Raw genomic sequence first — 17,879 nt, 5'->3', positions numbered from 1 at the left:
ATGGATTTTTCTTTGATTATTGAAAGTTTCCCAACTTATCTTCAGGGACTTTGGACGACAGTTTGGCTGGTAGGATTAGCGTTGGTTATCGGTTTGTGTGTCTCGATTCCATTAGCCGTGGCACGTAATAGTACGAATTATGCCTTTAGCTTACCTTCTTGGGGATTCATTTACTTTTTCCGTGGAACGCCGTTGTTGGTCCAGTTGTATTTGATTTACTACGGTATGGATCAGTTCTTTCCTGTGAAAGATACCTTGTGGGAAAACGCCTGGTTTTGTGCTTTAGTCGCTTTTATTCTTAATACGTCGGCTTATACAGCAGAAATTATTCGTGGTGCGATTAATGGCTTGCCCAAAGGTGAAGTAGAAGCTGCCAAAGCGTATGGGATGAGTAAGTTTATGACATACAGACGTATCATCTTGCCTAGTGCACTGCGTCGAGCATTACCAGCTTATTCAAACGAAGTGATTTTCATGCTGCACGGTAGTGCGGTCGCGGGTATCGTTACCATTATGGATCTAACTGGCGCTGCGCGTTTAGTTAACTCACGTTACTATGCGCCATTTGAATCTTTCCTAACGGCGGGGCTGTTCTACATGGCACTGACGTTTATGATCTTGTGGTGCTTTAAAGTGGCAGAGAAGCGCTTCTTGGCATACCTACGTCCTTTAAGTTAATAATTAATGTCAGCAATGGTATCGAAATGGGTACCATTGCTTTTTGATGATTTTGTTATCTTCATTCCTATTTTTCCTACCGATACAAAAGACTATTTCTTTTTATTCATGTACTTACATTAATATTTGATAAACCCATTGTTTAGTAAGTAAAAATGAAAAAAACAATTCTATCGTTGGGCCTTGCCGCCGTTGCCACTGGATGTGGTGGGGGAGAGGGAGAGTCACAATCTAATGCTCAAGTAAAACCAACGCCAGCTCCAGTTCAACAAGCTCTGGAAACTGGTAATGCACTGCTCGTTTCTGACCCGAACGATTTCATCCGAGAAAGTCGGCAAGTTGTGGAAGGGCACAAGAAACAGTCGAATACGATCAAATCTGCAATTGCGAAAAACCTTTCTGGCCTTTATTGGGATCCAACCCATGATGCAGCGATCTTGGCACCTCAGTATGGGTTCAACGACACCATCTTGATGACCAACAAGGCCATGGCCAACGGTTATAAAGATCAGGCGTTGTCAATTGGCGTTGCTGGAGAAAAAGCTAATGGTCAACGTTATGCACTATTAGGTAGTAACCCATTTAGAACGGCACAACGCTTTCCCGAGTCTTCGAATGCAGCGATGACTCAATGGCTAAGCAACCTGGTCACTTGGTTGTCAGGCGGAACTACTTCAAACGTTGTCATCGCGCAAATGGATCAGTCTTATTACTTCCCTGATGAGCAAGCGACTCGGAATTGGCTGAAAGACAATGTTTCACAAGAGTTGGCGTTTAACGAGGCCAACCTATGCGATGGTTCGAAGCTACTTAGCTGCTTGCAAACCAATACTCCAAACTTATTGATCTTGTCACAGCATCTGCAATCTGGCGACACCAACCAACAAGTACTCGATGCTCTGGCATACGCTGAGCAAGCCCAAATTCCTGTTCTATACCTGCATTGGGATGGAGGACTAACTGAACTTGGCCGAGACATTTTGGAAAAATTCCATGTTGATTATGTGGGAGATAACTATTGGCGTAAGTTAGGCTTGGTTGATTGGGCGCCTTCATCACTCATGAACTTCGTGCCAGACTCTGTTGCTACGCAACAAGCGCTGTTGTCTCGTTTTGAATCTCAAAACTTCAATGTTGACTTGTCACAGTGTGATGACAAATCTTGTCCTGACACTGCGAATATGGAAAGTCAATTTTATGCAGGGGCAAACAGTATTCGCCATCGGTTGCAAAAGCTTGATGAACAAAAAGTAGATTTGTTTAATCAAGACGGCTACCAATACGAAAAACTCATGGTATTGCTGGCTGATCATTATCGTCAAACGGTTGTCTTCCCAATGGACAAACAGTCAACCCAAACGACCGAATTCCTAAAGTCGTACTTTGCCGATTACGTGCAATACAACAGCCGAAGCGTAAACCCAAAACAACCAAATATGGGGAACTTCAGCCGTAGTGGGTTTAGCCCTGAAGTAAAGAGAATCAGCGCAACGATTAATATGGAATCAAAGCGTAACTTCCGCTCTGCTGGTGTGTATGCGCTTCCTGGGGAGACCTTTACGGTCACGCGCAATGACAGTAATGAAGTGACGACTAAAATTGTCATCAACAGTTTAAGAAGTGGCGCAACTCATGAGTTCAGCAAAGATGGATACACGCGACCAAAAATGCTGACTTCTTTCGCCTATGAGGTGAAGCCGGGTGAAACCATCACGCTGACTTCACCTTATGGCGGGCCTATCCAGGTTCACTTTACCAATAATGATGTACCAGTAGCTCTAACATTTAGCCATGTAGCGCAACACCCTGTATGGAGAAGTGAAAAGGATAACGATGCGTTTATTCAGGAGCTTGAAGCGAATTTGTTCGATTGGGCTGAACTGATCACGCCTGGATTTGAGGTACACTCTAAACGTGACAAAATGCTTGAATCTGTCAACGATGAGATGTGGTCGACACCAGCTGAAATGGCGCTAGCGACAGAAGAGTATGTTCATAACTACCCACATGTCTTGGCTGGTTTCCAAGGGCCGGGTATCGATCAGGTTCCGGAAATTATCCAGTATGCCAAAAATCAAGGTTGGGAAATCGCCAATATTGATATGGTGAAGCATATGAACGCTGACCAAGCGACGTGTGGTTACGGCTGTTCTGGTAACCCATACGATGCTTACTGGTCATTCAGCCCACTCGGTCACGGTGATTTACATGAGCTTGGTCATGGCTTGGAAAAAGGTCGATTCCGATTTGCAGGCTGGGAAGGGCATTCAACGACCAATTACTACTCGTATTACAGTAAGTCTCGTTTCTTCCAGAATACGGGGAAAGTTTCAACTTGCCAAAGCTTGGATTTCAAAGGCCAGTTTGAATTATTGCAAGCAAGCCGAACTCAAGCGGATCCAAACGCTTACATGGCAGCGCAAAATCAAACTGGTTGGAGTTGGGGAGCTCGCGTTTACATTCAAATGATGATGGCGACGCAGCATGAAGGTGTACTGCAAAATGGTTGGCATTTATTGGCGCGATTGCACCTGATTGAACGTGAGTTTAACCGCTTAAAATCGGATGATGCGCTTTGGAATGAGAGACGATTGAGTATTGGTTTCGCCAACTACTCTCGTGAAGAGGCAAATAGCATCTCAAACAACGACTGGTTGCTTATTGCTCTGAGCTACATCTCTCAGCGAGACATGACGAGCTATTTAGATATGTGGGGCTTCTCGTTCACAGAAAAAGCGAAACAGCAGGTTGTGGCGCTGAATCTACCACCGATGCCTCTCACTTACTTTGCAAGCAGCAATACCGGCTACTGTCTGAACGAATTTGCTCAAACGCCAGTCAGTGTTGATGGTCAAACGGTTTGGCCGCTGAACTAGCTGAGTAGAAAGTAACTTGCATGAAAAAGGGAGACAGAGTCTCCCTTTTTCATGGGTTAAGCTTAGCGTTGAGTCCCGCTTATTGCTCAGTTATGTATTACTTGAACGTCGACCAAATTGGAGCGTGGTCTGAAGGTTTTTCAATACCGCGCAATTCATAATCGATACCCGACTCAATACATTTTTGCGCGAGAGAAGGGGTCGCCAAAATGACATCAATTCGTAGACCTCGGTTATCATCAAATCCGCGAGAGCGATAATCAAACCACGAGAATTGATCGTTCACTTCTGGATATAGCTTGCGGAAGGTGTCCTCAAAGCCCCAATCTAGCAAGGTTTTCAGCCATTCGCGTTCTTCCGGTTGGAATGAACATTTACCTGTTTTTAGCCAACGCTTACGGTTTGGTTCGCCGATACCGATATCTGCATCAATAGGGCTAATGTTGATGTCACCCATAACAATCAATTGCTCGTCACTATTGTGATGATCGTTTAGGTAGGTCATCAGATCTTTATAAAACTGACGTTTGTATGGGAATTTTGTTTCGTGGCTGATGTTATCCCCTTGAGGGAAGTAGCCGTTTAGCACCGTGACCTTTTCGCCGTTTTCATTTAAAAACGTTGCCATGATCATGCGCTTTTGGTGCTCTTCGTTATCCGTCGGGAACCCTTTTTGTACGTGTAGAGGTTCTTGCTTACAAAGCATTGCGACACCGTAGTGCGCTTTTTGACCATGGAAATACACTTTGTAGCCCATGGCTTCGACAGCTTCAATCGGGAATGCTTCATCGTGAACTTTAATTTCCTGAAGGCCAATCACATCTGGTTGGTGTTTGTCGATTAGCGCTTGGAGTTGGTGCAGTCGCGCACGTAGTCCATTGATGTTAAAGCTGATTACTTTCATTGTTTATCCTTTTTGAGGGCGTACTTTTTTATGAATAGTATCATTGTGCAAGAGCACTGAAAACGAGTCTCGGTGAAAGGAGCGAAACGTTGGGCTACTTTGTTTTTAATTTGTTTTCTAAGTCGCTTTGCACGATCTTCAAAGCGTTAAGCGCAACTTCTGGGTCTATCTCATTGCTCTCAAGTAAATAGATCAAATCGACAGCCAATTTGATCTCTTCAGGTGCGTCATCTAAAGGCGAGGTTGGTTGTTCGGCCATTATTGGTGTTTTTCCCTATGTGTAATTTGGTTCTCTAGTTTCAGAAGCGCTGCCTCACAACGAGCCAAACGTTGCTCGGTCGCTAGTAACACTTTCTGAGCTTCGGCACGCATAAAACTCGGAGCGCTTTCGACAGCACGTTCTTTTTCTAACACCATTTCGCGCAGGCGTCTTGCCCACTCTTGGTGTTGAGCGAGTTCCTGATAAAGCACGTTAATAGGCTTGCGGAAATGGCTGCTATGTTTGATCTCATTCTTGCGAATTTTGGTGGTAGAAATCTCGCGTTGAATCGCACCTATTTGCGCTACTAACCGTTCAGTGAGGTACTCAGCACGCAAAGCGGTGAGCTTACCTTCATTTTGCTCACGCACAATCGCATCCAGCGTGGCTTTTGCTTCTTTTACGCAAGGAGTAAGTAAGCGAGAGCGACAACCAAATAAGCGCTCATCAAAAAGCGGAACATGGTGTTCGCCTCTTTGACGGTCAAGAACAGCGGCTTGCTTCGCCATTTGTTCTAGGTTTTCCTGGAGTTGAGAAATGTTCATGACAAACCTACAAACCATGCGTCATAAGCCAATTTTATGGCCAGTATACTGACGACAGTAACAAATACAGGGCGAATGAATTTAGAACCAAACCGAATGGCGGAATGCGCGCCAACAAAAGCGCCAGCCATTAAACATACCCCCATTGTTAAGCCTAGCACCCAGTTGATATGACCGAGGACTGCAAACGTAATCAAAGAGGTAAAGTTGCTGGTAAAGTTCATTGCTTTTGCTAAGCCAGAGGCGAGCAAGATATTCAGCCGATACAGAGCCATTGAACTGACCGTCCAAAAAGCCCCAGTTCCAGGCCCTGCGAGCCCGTCATAGAACCCTATGGATAATCCTTGCATGTACTGTTTTCTATGAAGTTTTGGGCAAGGCTCGGGAATTGGACTTTGATGAGGAGAGTGCGGTGTTTTATGGAAGACGGTGTATAACGCCGCCGTTAAAATAACAAGAGGTAACCCTTTTTCTAGCCAATCCGTGCTAATCGCGTCCACAAGTAGGGTACCTAATGTTGCTCCGACAAGCGTCGCTACAAATGCTCTTCCCCAGCATTGAGGCTTGAATAAACGTTTCTTGTAGTACGTAAATGCCGCAGTAGAAGAGGCAAAGGTAGCCGCAAGTTTATTGGTGCCTAGTGCAATATGAGGCGGCAAGCCCAACGATAGTAGGGCAGGTACGGTTAGCATGCCACCACCACCGGCAACTGCATCAATAAATCCAGCGACAAAAGCGACAAGCGCCAACACCAACAGCATAGTTGGCTCAATCATTTCCATAAATGGTGATTCTTCTAATATTCTATTTTACGTTTAAATGGAGGTAGTGAGTCGATTAAGGCTTGTCCGTATCGCTTAGTGACTAGGCGTCGATCAAGAATCGTTACTCTACCAGAATCTCTCTCTTTACGCAGTAAGCGACCTACGCTCTGGATCAGCTTTTTGCTTGCGTCAGGTACAGTTATTTGCATAAACGGGTTCCCTCCTTTTTTCTCGATATATTCGGAGTGAGCCTGTTCGACAGGGGAGGTTGGAACACCAAATGGAATTTTTGTAATCACCAAGTTTTCAAGTAATGCGCCAGGTAAATCTAGCCCCTCAGAGAAACTGCCAGTACCAAATAAGATGCTGGTTTTATTTGATTCTATTAGCTTTTTATGTTTTTTTAGAATTTCTTGACGTGAGCTTTCACCTTGAACTTGCAACGCCCAGCCTTTTTTTATGAACTCCGAAGACAGCGCCTTCGCAACTTGGTTCATCTGCCAATAGGATGAGAATAATACTAAGTTGGCTTTCTTGTCTTCCAAGTACTTAGGCAATATCTCAATAAGATATTCAGTAAATTGAGGCGCTGGTGGTTCATATTTCATCGCAGGGATGAGCAATTCTGCCTGGTTTTGGTAATCGAATGGTGACGCAAGCGCTAAAAACTGTGTGCCTGATTCTGGTTTTCCATCAATACCAACCTGATGGCAAAAGTAATGGAAGGAGTTTAATGCACGCATCGTTGCGGAAACTAAAATGGCGCCAATGCACCTGCTCCAAATTTGTTGGTCGAGTTGCCATCCAATTTCAAGCGGAGAAACACTCACAATGAAATCACCCTCGCGATCGGGGTGGGTTTCTAACCAGCGAGCCAAAGGCGCACCTTTTTCACGAGTTGGCTCAGCCATCAAGTGCCAGACTTGCGCTAGGTTTTCTAACCTTTGAATGTAGAAGCCGAGTTCTGCAAGCGCTGGTTCAGCCAATCTTGTCGTAAGCTCCCCATCTTTTACTCTTTCCGCAATAAGGTCGGCAATTTTTGCCACACTTTGATTTGCTTTTTTACTGAACTGCTTTAACTCTTTGGATTGGTTCTCTAGCCATTCTGGTAGTTCACCGTGCTCAAAGCGGTAGATACTCTCTTCAAATTGAGCTGGATCGAACTGTTTAGGCAGTTGAGCCAGTGCTGGTATCAAGTTCTGAACCGCGTCTTGAAGGTCGTTGCGAAATCGAGCTACGCGTTTCTCGTCTGCGAGCGACGAAAACTTGCTAATCGACTGATTTAACTTCTCAAGCCATGCTGCCGCACCTTTTAAGCTCGCAGATGCTGAAGCATGATCGCGGGCGACATGAGGCAAGTGATGTGCCTCGTCAAAGACGTATATCGTGTTTTCTGGCTCAGGTAAGATTACTCCGCCCCCCAAGTCTGCGTCTGCCATGACGAGAGAGTGGTTCGCAATGATGACATCATTCTTATCCAGCTCCGAGCGCGCTTTTTGAAATGGGCATCCGCGATGGCCGGGTAAGCTGTTATTACAACTGTGTTTATCACTAACAATCAGTTGCCAAAGCTTATCATCGATGGTTTTAGGCCAAGAATCACGGTCACCGTCCCATTTACCTTGCGCAAGAGAGCGATGCATTGTTTCCAACAGCTCTATATCTTTTTGCTTAGGCTTGGTTTCGAACATGGCTAACTGACCACCATCATCACCACAAGCTGAAGCAAGTTTTTCTGCACAACAATAGCGTTGACGGCCTTTTGCCAAAATAAAAGAAAACTCTCGGTCGGTAATCCGACGAAAAAGAGGGAGGTCTTTATTTATGAGCTGCTCTTGCAGAGCTACGGTCGCCGTTGAGATAACCACTTTTCTATTGTTATGTACAGCCACGGGGATGGCAGCCATTAGATAGGAGAGCGACTTACCAATTCCAGTCCCTGCTTCTGCAACCAGTATTCGGTTAGATTTGTGGTACTGACCGCACAGCGTTTTTGCAATCTCTGCAACAAGGTAGTTTTGTGCTCTTCTAGGTACAAAGTTATCAAGTTGATCTTGCAGGTTTTGATAGCTATTACGAATCGATTTTTGAATGTTACTGGTCAGCATACGGGCCTCAAATGCGTTGGAGGCGAATAGTAGCACACATCACTAGTTGTACAGTAGTTCACAAAACGGAATGCTTTTATGAGGAATGTAGATCTTCTTCACAAAAAAATATTGAACCTTATCTAAATGAAATTAATTTCATTATATGAAAAATATAAAACTCCAAATATGATATTTGTATGGTTTTTTATTCTATATATTGTGTTTTTTAGTATTTGTTTTGGGTTTAAAATCTCATTGTTAATGGTTTTATAAATTATGAAAAATCAAGAGGATTGATTAGATGTTCGTCGAATAAATAAAGATAAACTTTTCAAGTTGTTGTTTTTAAATATTATTTTTGTTTTTTTACATTGGTATTTAGAAAATTTGACAGTCAGAATAATCTTTTGCACTCTTAGCTCCAGATTTTGAGAAGGCGCTGTATAACGTTTTGTTAACGCTCTATCTCAAACATATAAAAAAAGGGAACCGGACAAGGATATCCCGAACTAAGAAAAGGCAGTGGATTAATTATGAAAAAAACTCTATTAGCACTAGCTGTAGTTGCGTCTGCAACTTCAGTGAACGCAGCTGAAGTATTCAAATCTGAAGAAGGTTCTGTAGATTTCTACGGTCAGCTACGTCCAACTCTTCTATTCCTAGACAGCACAGACCACACTGCAGAGCTAAACACTAGCTCTTCTCGTATGGGTGTAAATGGTGTTTACGTTGTAAACGACAACCTAAAAGTTCTAGGTGAAGTTGAAATCGGTGTTGCTCTAGGTGACAACTACGGTGCAGGTGCTGATTCAAGCGAGCGTACTGATGACTCAGTATACGTACGCCGTCACATCTTTGGCTTCGACATGGGCGATATGGGTACACTTCGTTTTGGTAAAGAAGGTACTTGGGCTGATGACATCTACGGAGCTGATTACTCATACTTCTTCGGTGGTTCTGCACTTCTTTACGGACACGCGTGGAACAACTCTTCTCAAATTAAATACGCTTACGAAAATGACGCATTCTGGCTAAAAGCTGGTTACGCGCTAGGTGAGAAAGATCAAAACGAAGAAATCCGCGAAGTATTCGTAGGTAAGTCTTTCAATGACCTATCTGTACACGCTGGCGTTCTTTCTTCTGAGAACAAGATTGCTTCTAAAGGTAACAACACTGAAAACCTATCTTTCGAAGTAACTGCTGAATACGCTCTAGATGAGCACACTCTAGGTGCTACGTACTACTACAACGAAAATGAAGACAAAGCAGCTAACGAGACTATCGATTCTCATGGTATCTCTCTAGCAGGCATGTTCGCTGTAGCTCCTAAAACAACACTTTACTCTGGCTACGAGCTAGTAATGTCATCTTCTGACAAATCTGGCAAGAAAGATGGCGACCAATCTAAGTTTTACGCTGGCGTTGAATACAAGTTCTCTAAATGGGCTCGCGTATTCGCAGAAGCGGGTTACAATTTTGATGGTGATAAGCTAGAAGCTGGTAAAACAACTGCAGAAACTGATTCTAAAACTGACTTCGGTGTTGGTGCACGTTTCTACTGGTAATCAATACCCAGTTTGATATTGTAAGACCCAGCTATATGCTGGGTCTTTTACTATGAAGATAAGGATGAAAAACTCTATGCAGTTATCATTAAAAGTGGCAATGGCGTTGTCTATTCTTGCCAGTACAAACCTTTATGCTGCAACGACTTTAGTGGTTCCAGAAGACGTGAAGTTACTGGCCGTCAATATGGAGAAGCCAAAACTTGAGGGGGGACTTTTCTCTAGTGAGAAGACAATTGAGATCCCCGACGGAACTAACCAAATTGTCTTCAAATATCAACCTGCTTTTGAAACAAACGAAAACCTTAAGACAGTTTACAGTGACGTGATCATCGCTAAGTTTGATGTTGAAAATGAAAAACTAAAGTTTGAACTACCAGAGTTTAAAACTCTTCGTCAAGCGCAAAACAACATCTCACCTTTAGATTGGCAACTGCTGGACACCAAAGGTCAACCTATTACTTTGGTCGAAGATGTATTAGAGTCAGATGGTGTTCAAATTGGTCGTAATTACCCTCAAGAATCTCGTAACTACAATATTGCTGGCGGTATCGCGAGTGTTGCCGTTAGTTATGTAACTGTGAATCAGCATCAACAATCAGTAAGTGATATCGAGCCTCGAGTTGAGAGTAGTGATACCCGTTCAACAGTCGCATCGAACGACAGCCCAATGGTTGATGTATTAAAGACGATGTACCAGAAAGCGTCTCCGGCGGAAAAAGAGGCATTTAAAAACTGGCTTGCTGAGCAGTAATCCCTTAGTTCATTAGATAGGGCTTAACTGAAAAAGTACGAATCTAAAAAGCAGGCTTTAAGCCTGCTTTTATCTTTTCTGCCTATTAGAGAGAGATTTCTCTCCATTCACCAGGCATTAGGTCTTTAAGGACGATATCACCCATCGAATGACGAATGAGGCGCAAAGTAGGGAAGCCAATGTGCGCAGTCATGCGACGCACCTGACGATTTCTTCCTTCAATAATGGTAATGGCTAACCAAGTGGTAGGGATATTTGCGCGAAAACGAACAGGAGGGGTTCTATCCCAGACTTGTGGTTCTGGAATCACTTCAACTTCGGCTGGTAGAGTCATACCATCTTTTAGCTCTACTCCCTTTCTCAATTTTTCAAGATCTTGCTCCTGAGGAGCGCCATCGACTTGAACCCAATAAGTCTTCGGGGATTTTGACTTTGGCTGCGTTAGCTTCGCCTGCAAGATGCCATCGTTAGTGAGTACCATCAAACCTTCGCTGTCTCGGTCCAATCGGCCAGCCGCATAGACATCTTTGATTGGGATATAGTCCGCTAACGTTTTGCGACCATCGCCATCGGTAAATTGACTGAGCGTATCGTAAGGCTTATTGAAAATAATGACTTTACGATCTTTGGGGGCCACTTTTGGCTTTTGGCTTTTTGTTGGGCGATTAGGGCGACGGTCTTGCTGAGTACGAGTCTTCGAGCCATTGCGAGCTCCTGAGTGTTTAAAATGGCCCGTTTTAGACTGGTTACGACTGCGACCTTTTTCCTGACCTGTACGAGATGACATGTTAACTACCCTGCAAAAATGTAAATGAACTGTGTTTGAAAGTTTTAAGTTTTCTCATGATCGGATATGATTTGCGCGCCTAAAACTAACAAACGCGCACAGAATGATAGACTAATTCGTGTTATTTGTTTAATTATATCAGTGCACTCATGGATTCAGAGCTTAGAGCTTCAAACTACAACAAAGAGTGCGAACCGCATGTGGCGTTAGTGAGGAGACATGTACTGCTAACGTGCAGCAATGCGTCAATTAAACCAACTCAGACGCTGAGTTGATCAGCCAACAAGTTGATTAAAAAATAGGGAAATTTCATGCCTACAGAAAAACCTACAATTATCTACACCATCACTGATGAAGCGCCGGCGCTAGCAACTTATTCATTACTACCAATCATTCAATCATTCACAGCATCGTCTGGCATCAATGTAGATACTCGTGATATTTCACTAGCAGGTCGAATTATCGCTAACTTCCCAGAGCATCTAAAAGAAGAACAGCGCATTGGCGATGCGTTGACTGAGCTTGGTGAACTGGCTCAAACTCCAGAAGCAAATATCATCAAGCTGCCTAACATTTCAGCTTCAGTTCCTCAGCTTAAAGCGGCGATTAAAGAGCTTCAGGCGAAAGGTTACGATTTACCAAACTACCCAGAAGAACCGAGCACGTACGAAGAGAAAGCGATTAAAGCGGCTTACGACAAAATCAAAGGTAGTGCGGTTAACCCAGTACTTCGTGAAGGTAACTCAGACCGTCGTGCTCCAACTTCGGTTAAGAACTACGCGAAGAAAAATCCACATTCAATGGGTGCGTGGTCATCAGAGTCTAAGTCTCATGTTGCGAGCATGTCAGACAATGACTTCTTTGGTAGCGAAAAGTCCACGACTATCTCTGGTGCAACAGAGGTAAAAATCGAGTTTGTTGGTAATGACGGTACAGTTAAAGAGCTCAAGTCTGCGTTCCCATTACTAGATAAAGAAGTCATTGACACTTCAGTGATGAAGAAGAAGGCGCTGGTTGAATTTTTCGAGAAAGAGATTGCTGAAGCGAAAGCACAAGACGTGCTGCTGTCTCTTCATATGAAAGCGACAATGATGAAAGTTTCTGACCCTGTCATTTTCGGCCATGCAGTAAAAGTTTACTACAAAGACGTTTTCGATAAGTACGGCAAGCTGTTTGAAGAGCTAGGCGTTGATGTAAACAATGGCATCGGTGATGTTTACTCAAAAATTGAGTCTCTACCTGAAGCGCAAAAAGCAGAAATTGAAGCGGCCATTCAAGTGGTTTACCAAACTCAACCAGAACTTGCGATGGTTGATTCTGATCGTGGTATCACAAACTTACATGTACCAAGCGACATTATTGTAGATGCTTCTATGCCAGCAATGCTTCGCTCTTCTGGTCAAATGTGGGGACCAGATGGTAAACAAAAAGACACCAAAGCGATGATTCCAGATCGTAGCTACGCAGGTATTTACCAAGCGGTTATTGATTTCTGTAAAGAGCATGGCGCATTTGACCCAACCACTATGGGTAGCGTACCTAACGTTGGCTTAATGGCTCAAAAAGCAGAAGAGTATGGTTCTCACGACAAGACATTCATTCTAGACGCAGCGGGTACTGTTCGCGTTGTTGATACTGCGGGTAACGTATTGTTAGAGCAAGCGGTTGAAGAAGGCGATATCTTCCGTATGTGTCAGGTGAAGGACGCACCAATCCAAGATTGGGTTAAACTAGCAGTGACTCGCGCACGTGCAACAGGTGTTCCAGCCGTATTCTGGCTAGACGAAAACCGTGCGCACGATGCTGAACTCATTAAGAAAGTAAATACGTACTTACCAGAGCACGATACTGACGGTCTAGAGATTAAGATCCTATCTCCTGTTGATGCTTGTAAGTACTCGCTAGAGCGTATGAAAGCGGGTCTAGATACTATTTCTGTAACGGGTAACGTTCTTCGTGACTACCTAACAGACTTGTTCCCAATTTTAGAGTTAGGCACGTCAGCTAAGATGCTATCTATCGTTCCATTGATGAATGGCGGTGGTCTATTTGAAACTGGTGCTGGTGGTTCTGCTCCTAAGCATGTTCAACAAGTAGAAAAAGAGAATCACCTTCGTTGGGATTCTTTAGGTGAGTTCTTAGCACTAGCTGCATCCCTAGAACATCTAAGTGTGGTGGCAAACAACCCGAAAGCACAAGTTTTGGCGGATACGCTAGACAAAGCGACTGGTGAGTTTTTAGATACCAACAAGTCTCCATCACGTAAAGTGGGCGAATTAGATAACCGCGGTAGTCATTTCTACCTCGCACTTTACTGGGCGAAAGCACTTGCCGAGCAAACAGACGATGCTGATCTCGCTGCTGAGTTTGCACCGATTGCGAAAGCGTTGTCAGAGCATGAAGAAAAAATCGTCGCTGAGCTAAACAACGCACAGGGTGTGAAAGGAGAACTGGGCGGTTACTATCTGCTAGACGATGCATTGGTTTCTAAGTTGATGCGCCCAAGCGAAACCTTTAACGCGATCATTAACAAGTAAAATAGATGAGAAGAGCACGTCGCTTTCGACGTGTTTCTTATTTTATCAATACTTTGTATGTGGTCTATCTGCATTTCATAAGCTACAAATAGTAAGAAACCCGCTATCTTGGCGGGTTTATTTTTCTCTTCAGAACATCAAAATGATGTTTCGAGAGCAATATTTTTATTTTTCGACAGCGCTCTAATTATTTGGCTTGACCTTCAAGAGGCACGACGCTACTCGCGTGACAGCCTTTGGGACCTTTTTCAATCTCGTATGAGACTTGTTGGCCTGCTTTCAGTGTACGATAACCGTCCATCTGGATAGTTGAGTAGTGGGCAAAGATATCTCCCTCTTCTTCATCTGAACAAATAAACCCAAATCCTTTGGCATTGTTAAACCACTTTACTGTACCTGTAGCCATGCTTTTACATCCCTCATGCATTTTTTACTGAGTTGTTACAACAACCAAGTTATACCTTTAACCTGGTACTACTATTGTCAGCGAACGCTAACAAACATCTAGTCAATGAGAAATCACATTCACCAAGCTGCTTAAAAACAAATGGATTCAAAATGACGATTTATGCATCAACACTTTCCACTGTAGTCAATGAATCCCGACAGTCAATAGCATTAAGCAACAAACAGAAACATAATTGAAAACAAATCACTTTTGAGATTAACAAATTTGCAAACAGTTTTTCGTATATACGCGGAAGTTTGGTCAATTAGCCTGCAAAGTAGTATTCACTGGAAAAACCATACTGTTCGTGTTGCTTATGATAGATGAATCCTCTAACTGAATAAAAAATGAAGTTTTCGTGATAATTACCCCATTCTCAGTTAGGAAGTGTGATCTCGGTAGAAGACTGAGAGATGTTTCGCAATAGCTCGGAGGGGGTAAAAAGAAAGTTATTTTATAAGTAAAAATGTGTAACTTATCGACAAGCATCTTTTATTTGCGCCCCCTCAAGACCTGCATTAGTCTCTATATTAGGTAGCAACTTTTATCGATCAAAGATCGAATTCGGTGCCATATCTCACTACACCGCGCTGCACGCTTGTGGTAGATTGTTTTTATAGGTCGAAAACATCAACCCTTTGATACGATATCTTTGAATTGCCATGAGTAAAAATTTTGAATGGGTCACTCCGGACTCTGATCTTCTGGAGCGAGAAAGTACGAAAGTTCAGCCACCTAAGCTGTACAATGTTGTACTAAATAATGATGACTATACACCTATGGATTTCGTCATAGAGGTACTTGAGCGATTCTTTTCACATGACATTGATAAAGCGACTCAGATCATGCTCAAGATTCACTATGAAGGAAAGGCAATCTGTGGCACATACAGTGCAGAAATTGCCGAAACAAAAGTAGCGCAAGTTACGATGTACGCAAGGGAAAATGAACATCCGCTACTTTGCACTATGGAGCAAGCGTAAACAAAGAAGACTTGCTCGAACAACCCAAGTTGTTTTTTCGGGAGGTACTTATGCTAAATAAAGAACTAGAGTCAAGCCTTAACGGTGCATTTGCTCGGGCGCGAGATAAACGCCACGAGTTTATGACTGTCGAACACCTCCTACTTGCATTATTGGAAAATGATGCAGCTAAGGAAGCCCTTTTAGCTTGTAAAGCGGATCTTGACGCTTTACGTAACGAACTCGATATATTCATCGATCAAACTACGCCTCTTATCCCAGACAGTGATGAGACGCGTGAAACCCAGCCGACTTTGAGTTTTCAACGTGTGCTACAACGCGCCGTCTTTCATGTACAGTCGTCTGGCCGCAACGAAGTAACAGGTGCAAACGTGCTTGTGGCGATCTTCAGTGAGCAAGAGTCGCATGCCGCCTACTTACTGAAGAAAAACGACATCTCCCGATTAGATATTGTTAACTTTATCTCCCATGGTATTACTAAAGCGTCAGGTGCAAGCGAAGACCCATCATCAGATTCGTTCAGTTCAGAGAGTGTCGAAGAGCCGAATTCTGAAGAACGTTTAGAAAGCTTTGCGACTAACCTTAATCAGGTCGCTAAAGATGGCAATATCGATCCACTGATTGGTCGCGATAAAGAGCTAGAGCGCACTATTCAAGTACTTTGCCGCCGCCGCAAGAATAACCCATTACTAGTGGGTGAAGCCGGGGTAGGTAAAACAGCCATCGCAGAAGGTCTTGCTTGGCGAATTGTAGAAGGGCAGGTCCCGGAAGTTATTCAAAACAGCGTGATTTACTCATTGGATATTGGTTCTCTATTGGCTGGTACTAAGTACCGTGGTGATTTTGAAAAACGCTTCAAGGCGATTTTGAAACAGCTTGAAAAAGAAGAAGATGCAATTTTGTTCATCGATGAGATACACACAATCATCGGTGCGGGTGCGGCTTCTGGTGGTCAAGTTGATGCCGCAAACCTTATCAAACCTCTACTAAGTAGCGGTAAGTTGCGTTGTATCGGCTCGACTACATACCAAGAATACAGCAACATTTTCGAGAAAGAGCGTGCGTTGTCCCGTCGTTTCCAAAAGATAGACGTTGTAGAGCCTTCTCTGGATGACACAACTAAAATCTTGATGGGCTTGAAGCCGAAGTACGAAGCACACCATGAAGTACGTTACACCAATAAAGCACTGCGTGCCGCGGTAGAACTTTCGGCGAAATACATCAATGAACGTCATTTACCAGATAAAGCCATTGATGTCATTGATGAAGCTGGCGCTCGCAGTCGTCTTGCTCCTGCAAGCCGCCGTAAGAAAACGGTTGGTGTTGCCGATATCGAAGCGATGGTTGCCAAGATGGCACGAATCCCAGAGAAGTCGGTTTCTTCTTCAGATAAAGACATCTTGAAGAACCTAGATAGCAAGATGAAGATGTTGGTATTTGGTCAAGATAATGCGATTGATGCATTATCCGAAGCGATCAAGCTGACACGTGCAGGTTTGGGCGTGGATAACAAACCAGTTGGTTCATTCTTGTTTGCTGGCCCTACTGGGGTGGGTAAAACAGAGGTGACGGTGCAGCTATCTAAGCTTCTAGGGATCGAGCTACTTCGTTTTGATATGTCGGAATATGGTGAGCGTCACTCCGTGAGTCGCTTAATTGGTGCACCTCCTGGTTATGTTGGTTACGACCAAGGTGGTTTGCTGACAGACGCTGTTATCAAGCACCCACATTCAGTCGTGTTGCTTGATGAGATTGAGAAAGCGCATCCAGATATCTTTAATTTGCTATTGCAAGTGATGGATAATGGTACGCTAACGGACAACAACGGTCGTAAAGCAGACTTCCGTAATGTCATCCTCGTTATGACAACCAACGCGGGTGTGGCTGAAACTGAGAAGAAATCAATTGGTTTGATTCAGCAAGACAACAGTCACGATGCGATGGCGGAAATTAAGAAGGTATTCACTCCTGAGTTCCGTAACCGTCTTGATAACATCATCTGGTTTAACAGCCTTGATGAAAGCGTTATCCATCAAGTTGTTGATAAGTTTATTGTTGAACTGCAAGTGCAACTTGATGCTCGTGGCGTATCAATGGAGGTATCGCAAGATGCACGCCATTGGTTAGCGAATAAAGGTTATGATAAGGCGATGGGTGCTCGCCCAATGGGACGCGTTATCCAAGAGCAACTTAAGAAACCTTTGGCTAATGAATTGTTGTTTGGCTCTCTAGTCGACGGCGGTACTGTGAAAGTAACGCTAGTGAACGACACACTTAAATTTGAATATTTGAGTGAGAAAGAGGCAGCGATGCATTAATCGCTGCCCCGTAAGGGAAGTAAAAGCGCACGATTTTATCGTGCGCTTTTTGTTTGCCTGAACCTACTCGGAAATAAAAATCATGCAATAAAAAACGGAGCAGTTTGCTCCGTTTTTTATTGCATCCGAAAATCAGAGATTAACGAGCGCGGAAGACGATGCGGCCTTTTGACAGGTCGTATGGAGTCATCTCTACAGTTACTTTGTCACCCGTTAGGATACGGATGTAGTTCTTACGCATCTTGCCAGAGATGTGAGCAGTCACAACGTGACCGTTTTCAAGTTCAACACGGAACATAGTGTTTGGTAGAGTGTCAAGGACTGTGCCTTGCATCTCGATTACGTCTTCTTTAGCCATTTAATCCTCTTTA

At 43.7% G+C, this 17,879-nt stretch carries 15 protein-coding genes; 7 read left to right on the top strand and 8 right to left on the bottom strand.

The genetic code is table 11. The annotated features are described in order from the left end of the window. Together F7Y48_RS02525 and F7Y48_RS02520 are read left to right on the top strand one after the other, a co-directional pair. Positions 1-678 (top strand): ABC transporter permease, encoded by a 678-nt coding sequence (locus tag F7Y48_RS02525; RefSeq protein WP_005390676.1) that lies wholly within the window; start codon positions 1-3, stop codon positions 676-678. A gap of 155 nt (positions 679-833) precedes the next feature. Beyond that, a complete protein-coding gene (locus tag F7Y48_RS02520) occupies positions 834-3,554 on the top strand; it encodes an ImpA family metalloprotease (protein ID WP_316680670.1) in 2,721 nt (906 codons plus the stop codon). Positions 3,555-3,651: 97 nt separating this feature from the next. Here F7Y48_RS02520 and xthA read toward each other — a convergent pair whose 3' ends face one another. From xthA to dinG, 5 genes are all read right to left on the bottom strand, one after another. After that, positions 3,652-4,458 carry an exodeoxyribonuclease III gene (xthA, locus tag F7Y48_RS02515; protein WP_048626179.1) on the bottom strand — a complete coding sequence of 269 codons (807 nt, stop codon included), beginning with the start codon at positions 4,456-4,458 and terminating at the stop codon, positions 3,652-3,654. A gap of 94 nt (positions 4,459-4,552) precedes the next feature. Further along, a complete protein-coding gene (rsmS, locus tag F7Y48_RS02510) occupies positions 4,553-4,717 on the bottom strand; it encodes a pleiotropic regulatory protein RsmS (protein WP_085343556.1) in 165 nt (54 codons plus the stop codon). Further along, positions 4,717-5,262 (bottom strand): primosomal replication protein, encoded by a 546-nt coding sequence (locus F7Y48_RS02505; RefSeq protein ID WP_048626180.1) that lies wholly within the window; start codon positions 5,260-5,262, stop codon positions 4,717-4,719. The genes rsmS and F7Y48_RS02505 overlap by 1 nt, the downstream gene beginning before the upstream one ends. Further along, entirely contained in the window at positions 5,259-6,044 is a 786-nt protein-coding gene (locus F7Y48_RS02500) for a sulfite exporter TauE/SafE family protein (RefSeq protein WP_316680668.1), read from the bottom strand. Before F7Y48_RS02500 ends, F7Y48_RS02505 begins: the two co-directional genes overlap by 4 nt. A gap of 14 nt (positions 6,045-6,058) precedes the next feature. Beyond that, on the bottom strand, positions 6,059-8,134 hold the full coding sequence (dinG, locus tag F7Y48_RS02495) for an ATP-dependent DNA helicase DinG (RefSeq protein WP_316680666.1): 2,076 nt from the start codon (positions 8,132-8,134) through the stop codon (positions 6,059-6,061). A gap of 515 nt (positions 8,135-8,649) precedes the next feature. Between dinG and F7Y48_RS02490 the strand changes: the two genes are divergently transcribed. Both F7Y48_RS02490 and F7Y48_RS02485 read left to right on the top strand, forming a co-directional pair. Continuing rightward, positions 8,650-9,681, top strand: coding sequence for a porin (locus F7Y48_RS02490; protein WP_006742133.1), 1,032 nt, complete (start codon positions 8,650-8,652; stop codon positions 9,679-9,681). Positions 9,682-9,757: 76 nt separating this feature from the next. Continuing rightward, a complete protein-coding gene (locus tag F7Y48_RS02485; RefSeq protein WP_316680664.1) occupies positions 9,758-10,435 on the top strand; it encodes a DUF2057 family protein in 678 nt (225 codons plus the stop codon). Positions 10,436-10,520: 85 nt separating this feature from the next. Here F7Y48_RS02485 and F7Y48_RS02480 read toward each other — a convergent pair whose 3' ends face one another. After that, positions 10,521-11,222 (bottom strand): pseudouridine synthase, encoded by a 702-nt coding sequence (locus tag F7Y48_RS02480; RefSeq protein ID WP_053807161.1) that lies wholly within the window; start codon positions 11,220-11,222, stop codon positions 10,521-10,523. Positions 11,223-11,533: 311 nt separating this feature from the next. On the opposite strand from F7Y48_RS02480, the gene F7Y48_RS02475 reads away from it, so the two are divergent. Continuing rightward, positions 11,534-13,759, top strand: coding sequence for an NADP-dependent isocitrate dehydrogenase (locus tag F7Y48_RS02475; RefSeq protein WP_258693128.1), 2,226 nt, complete (start codon positions 11,534-11,536; stop codon positions 13,757-13,759). 187 nt (positions 13,760-13,946) lie between these two features. Here the strand turns inward: F7Y48_RS02475 and cspD are convergent, their stop codons facing one another. Then, positions 13,947-14,165: a cold shock domain-containing protein CspD gene (gene cspD / locus F7Y48_RS02470; protein ID WP_005378407.1), complete on the bottom strand. Its 219-nt coding sequence runs from the start codon at positions 14,163-14,165 to the stop codon at positions 13,947-13,949. Positions 14,166-14,869: 704 nt separating this feature from the next. Here cspD and clpS point away from each other — a divergent pair. Further along, the gene (gene clpS, locus F7Y48_RS02465; RefSeq protein WP_031780157.1) at positions 14,870-15,190 is read left to right on the top strand and encodes an ATP-dependent Clp protease adapter ClpS; all 321 of its coding nucleotides are present in this window, start codon (positions 14,870-14,872) and stop codon (positions 15,188-15,190) included. Positions 15,191-15,240: 50 nt separating this feature from the next. Beyond that, the gene (gene clpA / locus F7Y48_RS02460; protein ID WP_005390700.1) at positions 15,241-17,508 is read left to right on the top strand and encodes an ATP-dependent Clp protease ATP-binding subunit ClpA; all 2,268 of its coding nucleotides are present in this window, start codon (positions 15,241-15,243) and stop codon (positions 17,506-17,508) included. 139 nt (positions 17,509-17,647) lie between these two features. Here clpA and infA read toward each other — a convergent pair whose 3' ends face one another. Next, on the bottom strand, positions 17,648-17,866 hold the full coding sequence (gene infA / locus F7Y48_RS02455; protein WP_001040192.1) for a translation initiation factor IF-1: 219 nt from the start codon (positions 17,864-17,866) through the stop codon (positions 17,648-17,650). Between the last annotated feature and the right edge of the window lie 13 nt (positions 17,867-17,879).

Source organism: Vibrio sp. 2-1-2a (genome assembly GCF_032648565.1).
GTDB lineage: Bacteria > Pseudomonadota > Gammaproteobacteria > Enterobacterales > Vibrionaceae > Vibrio > Vibrio diabolicus.
This window is presented reverse-complemented; position numbering and strand designations above follow the sequence as displayed.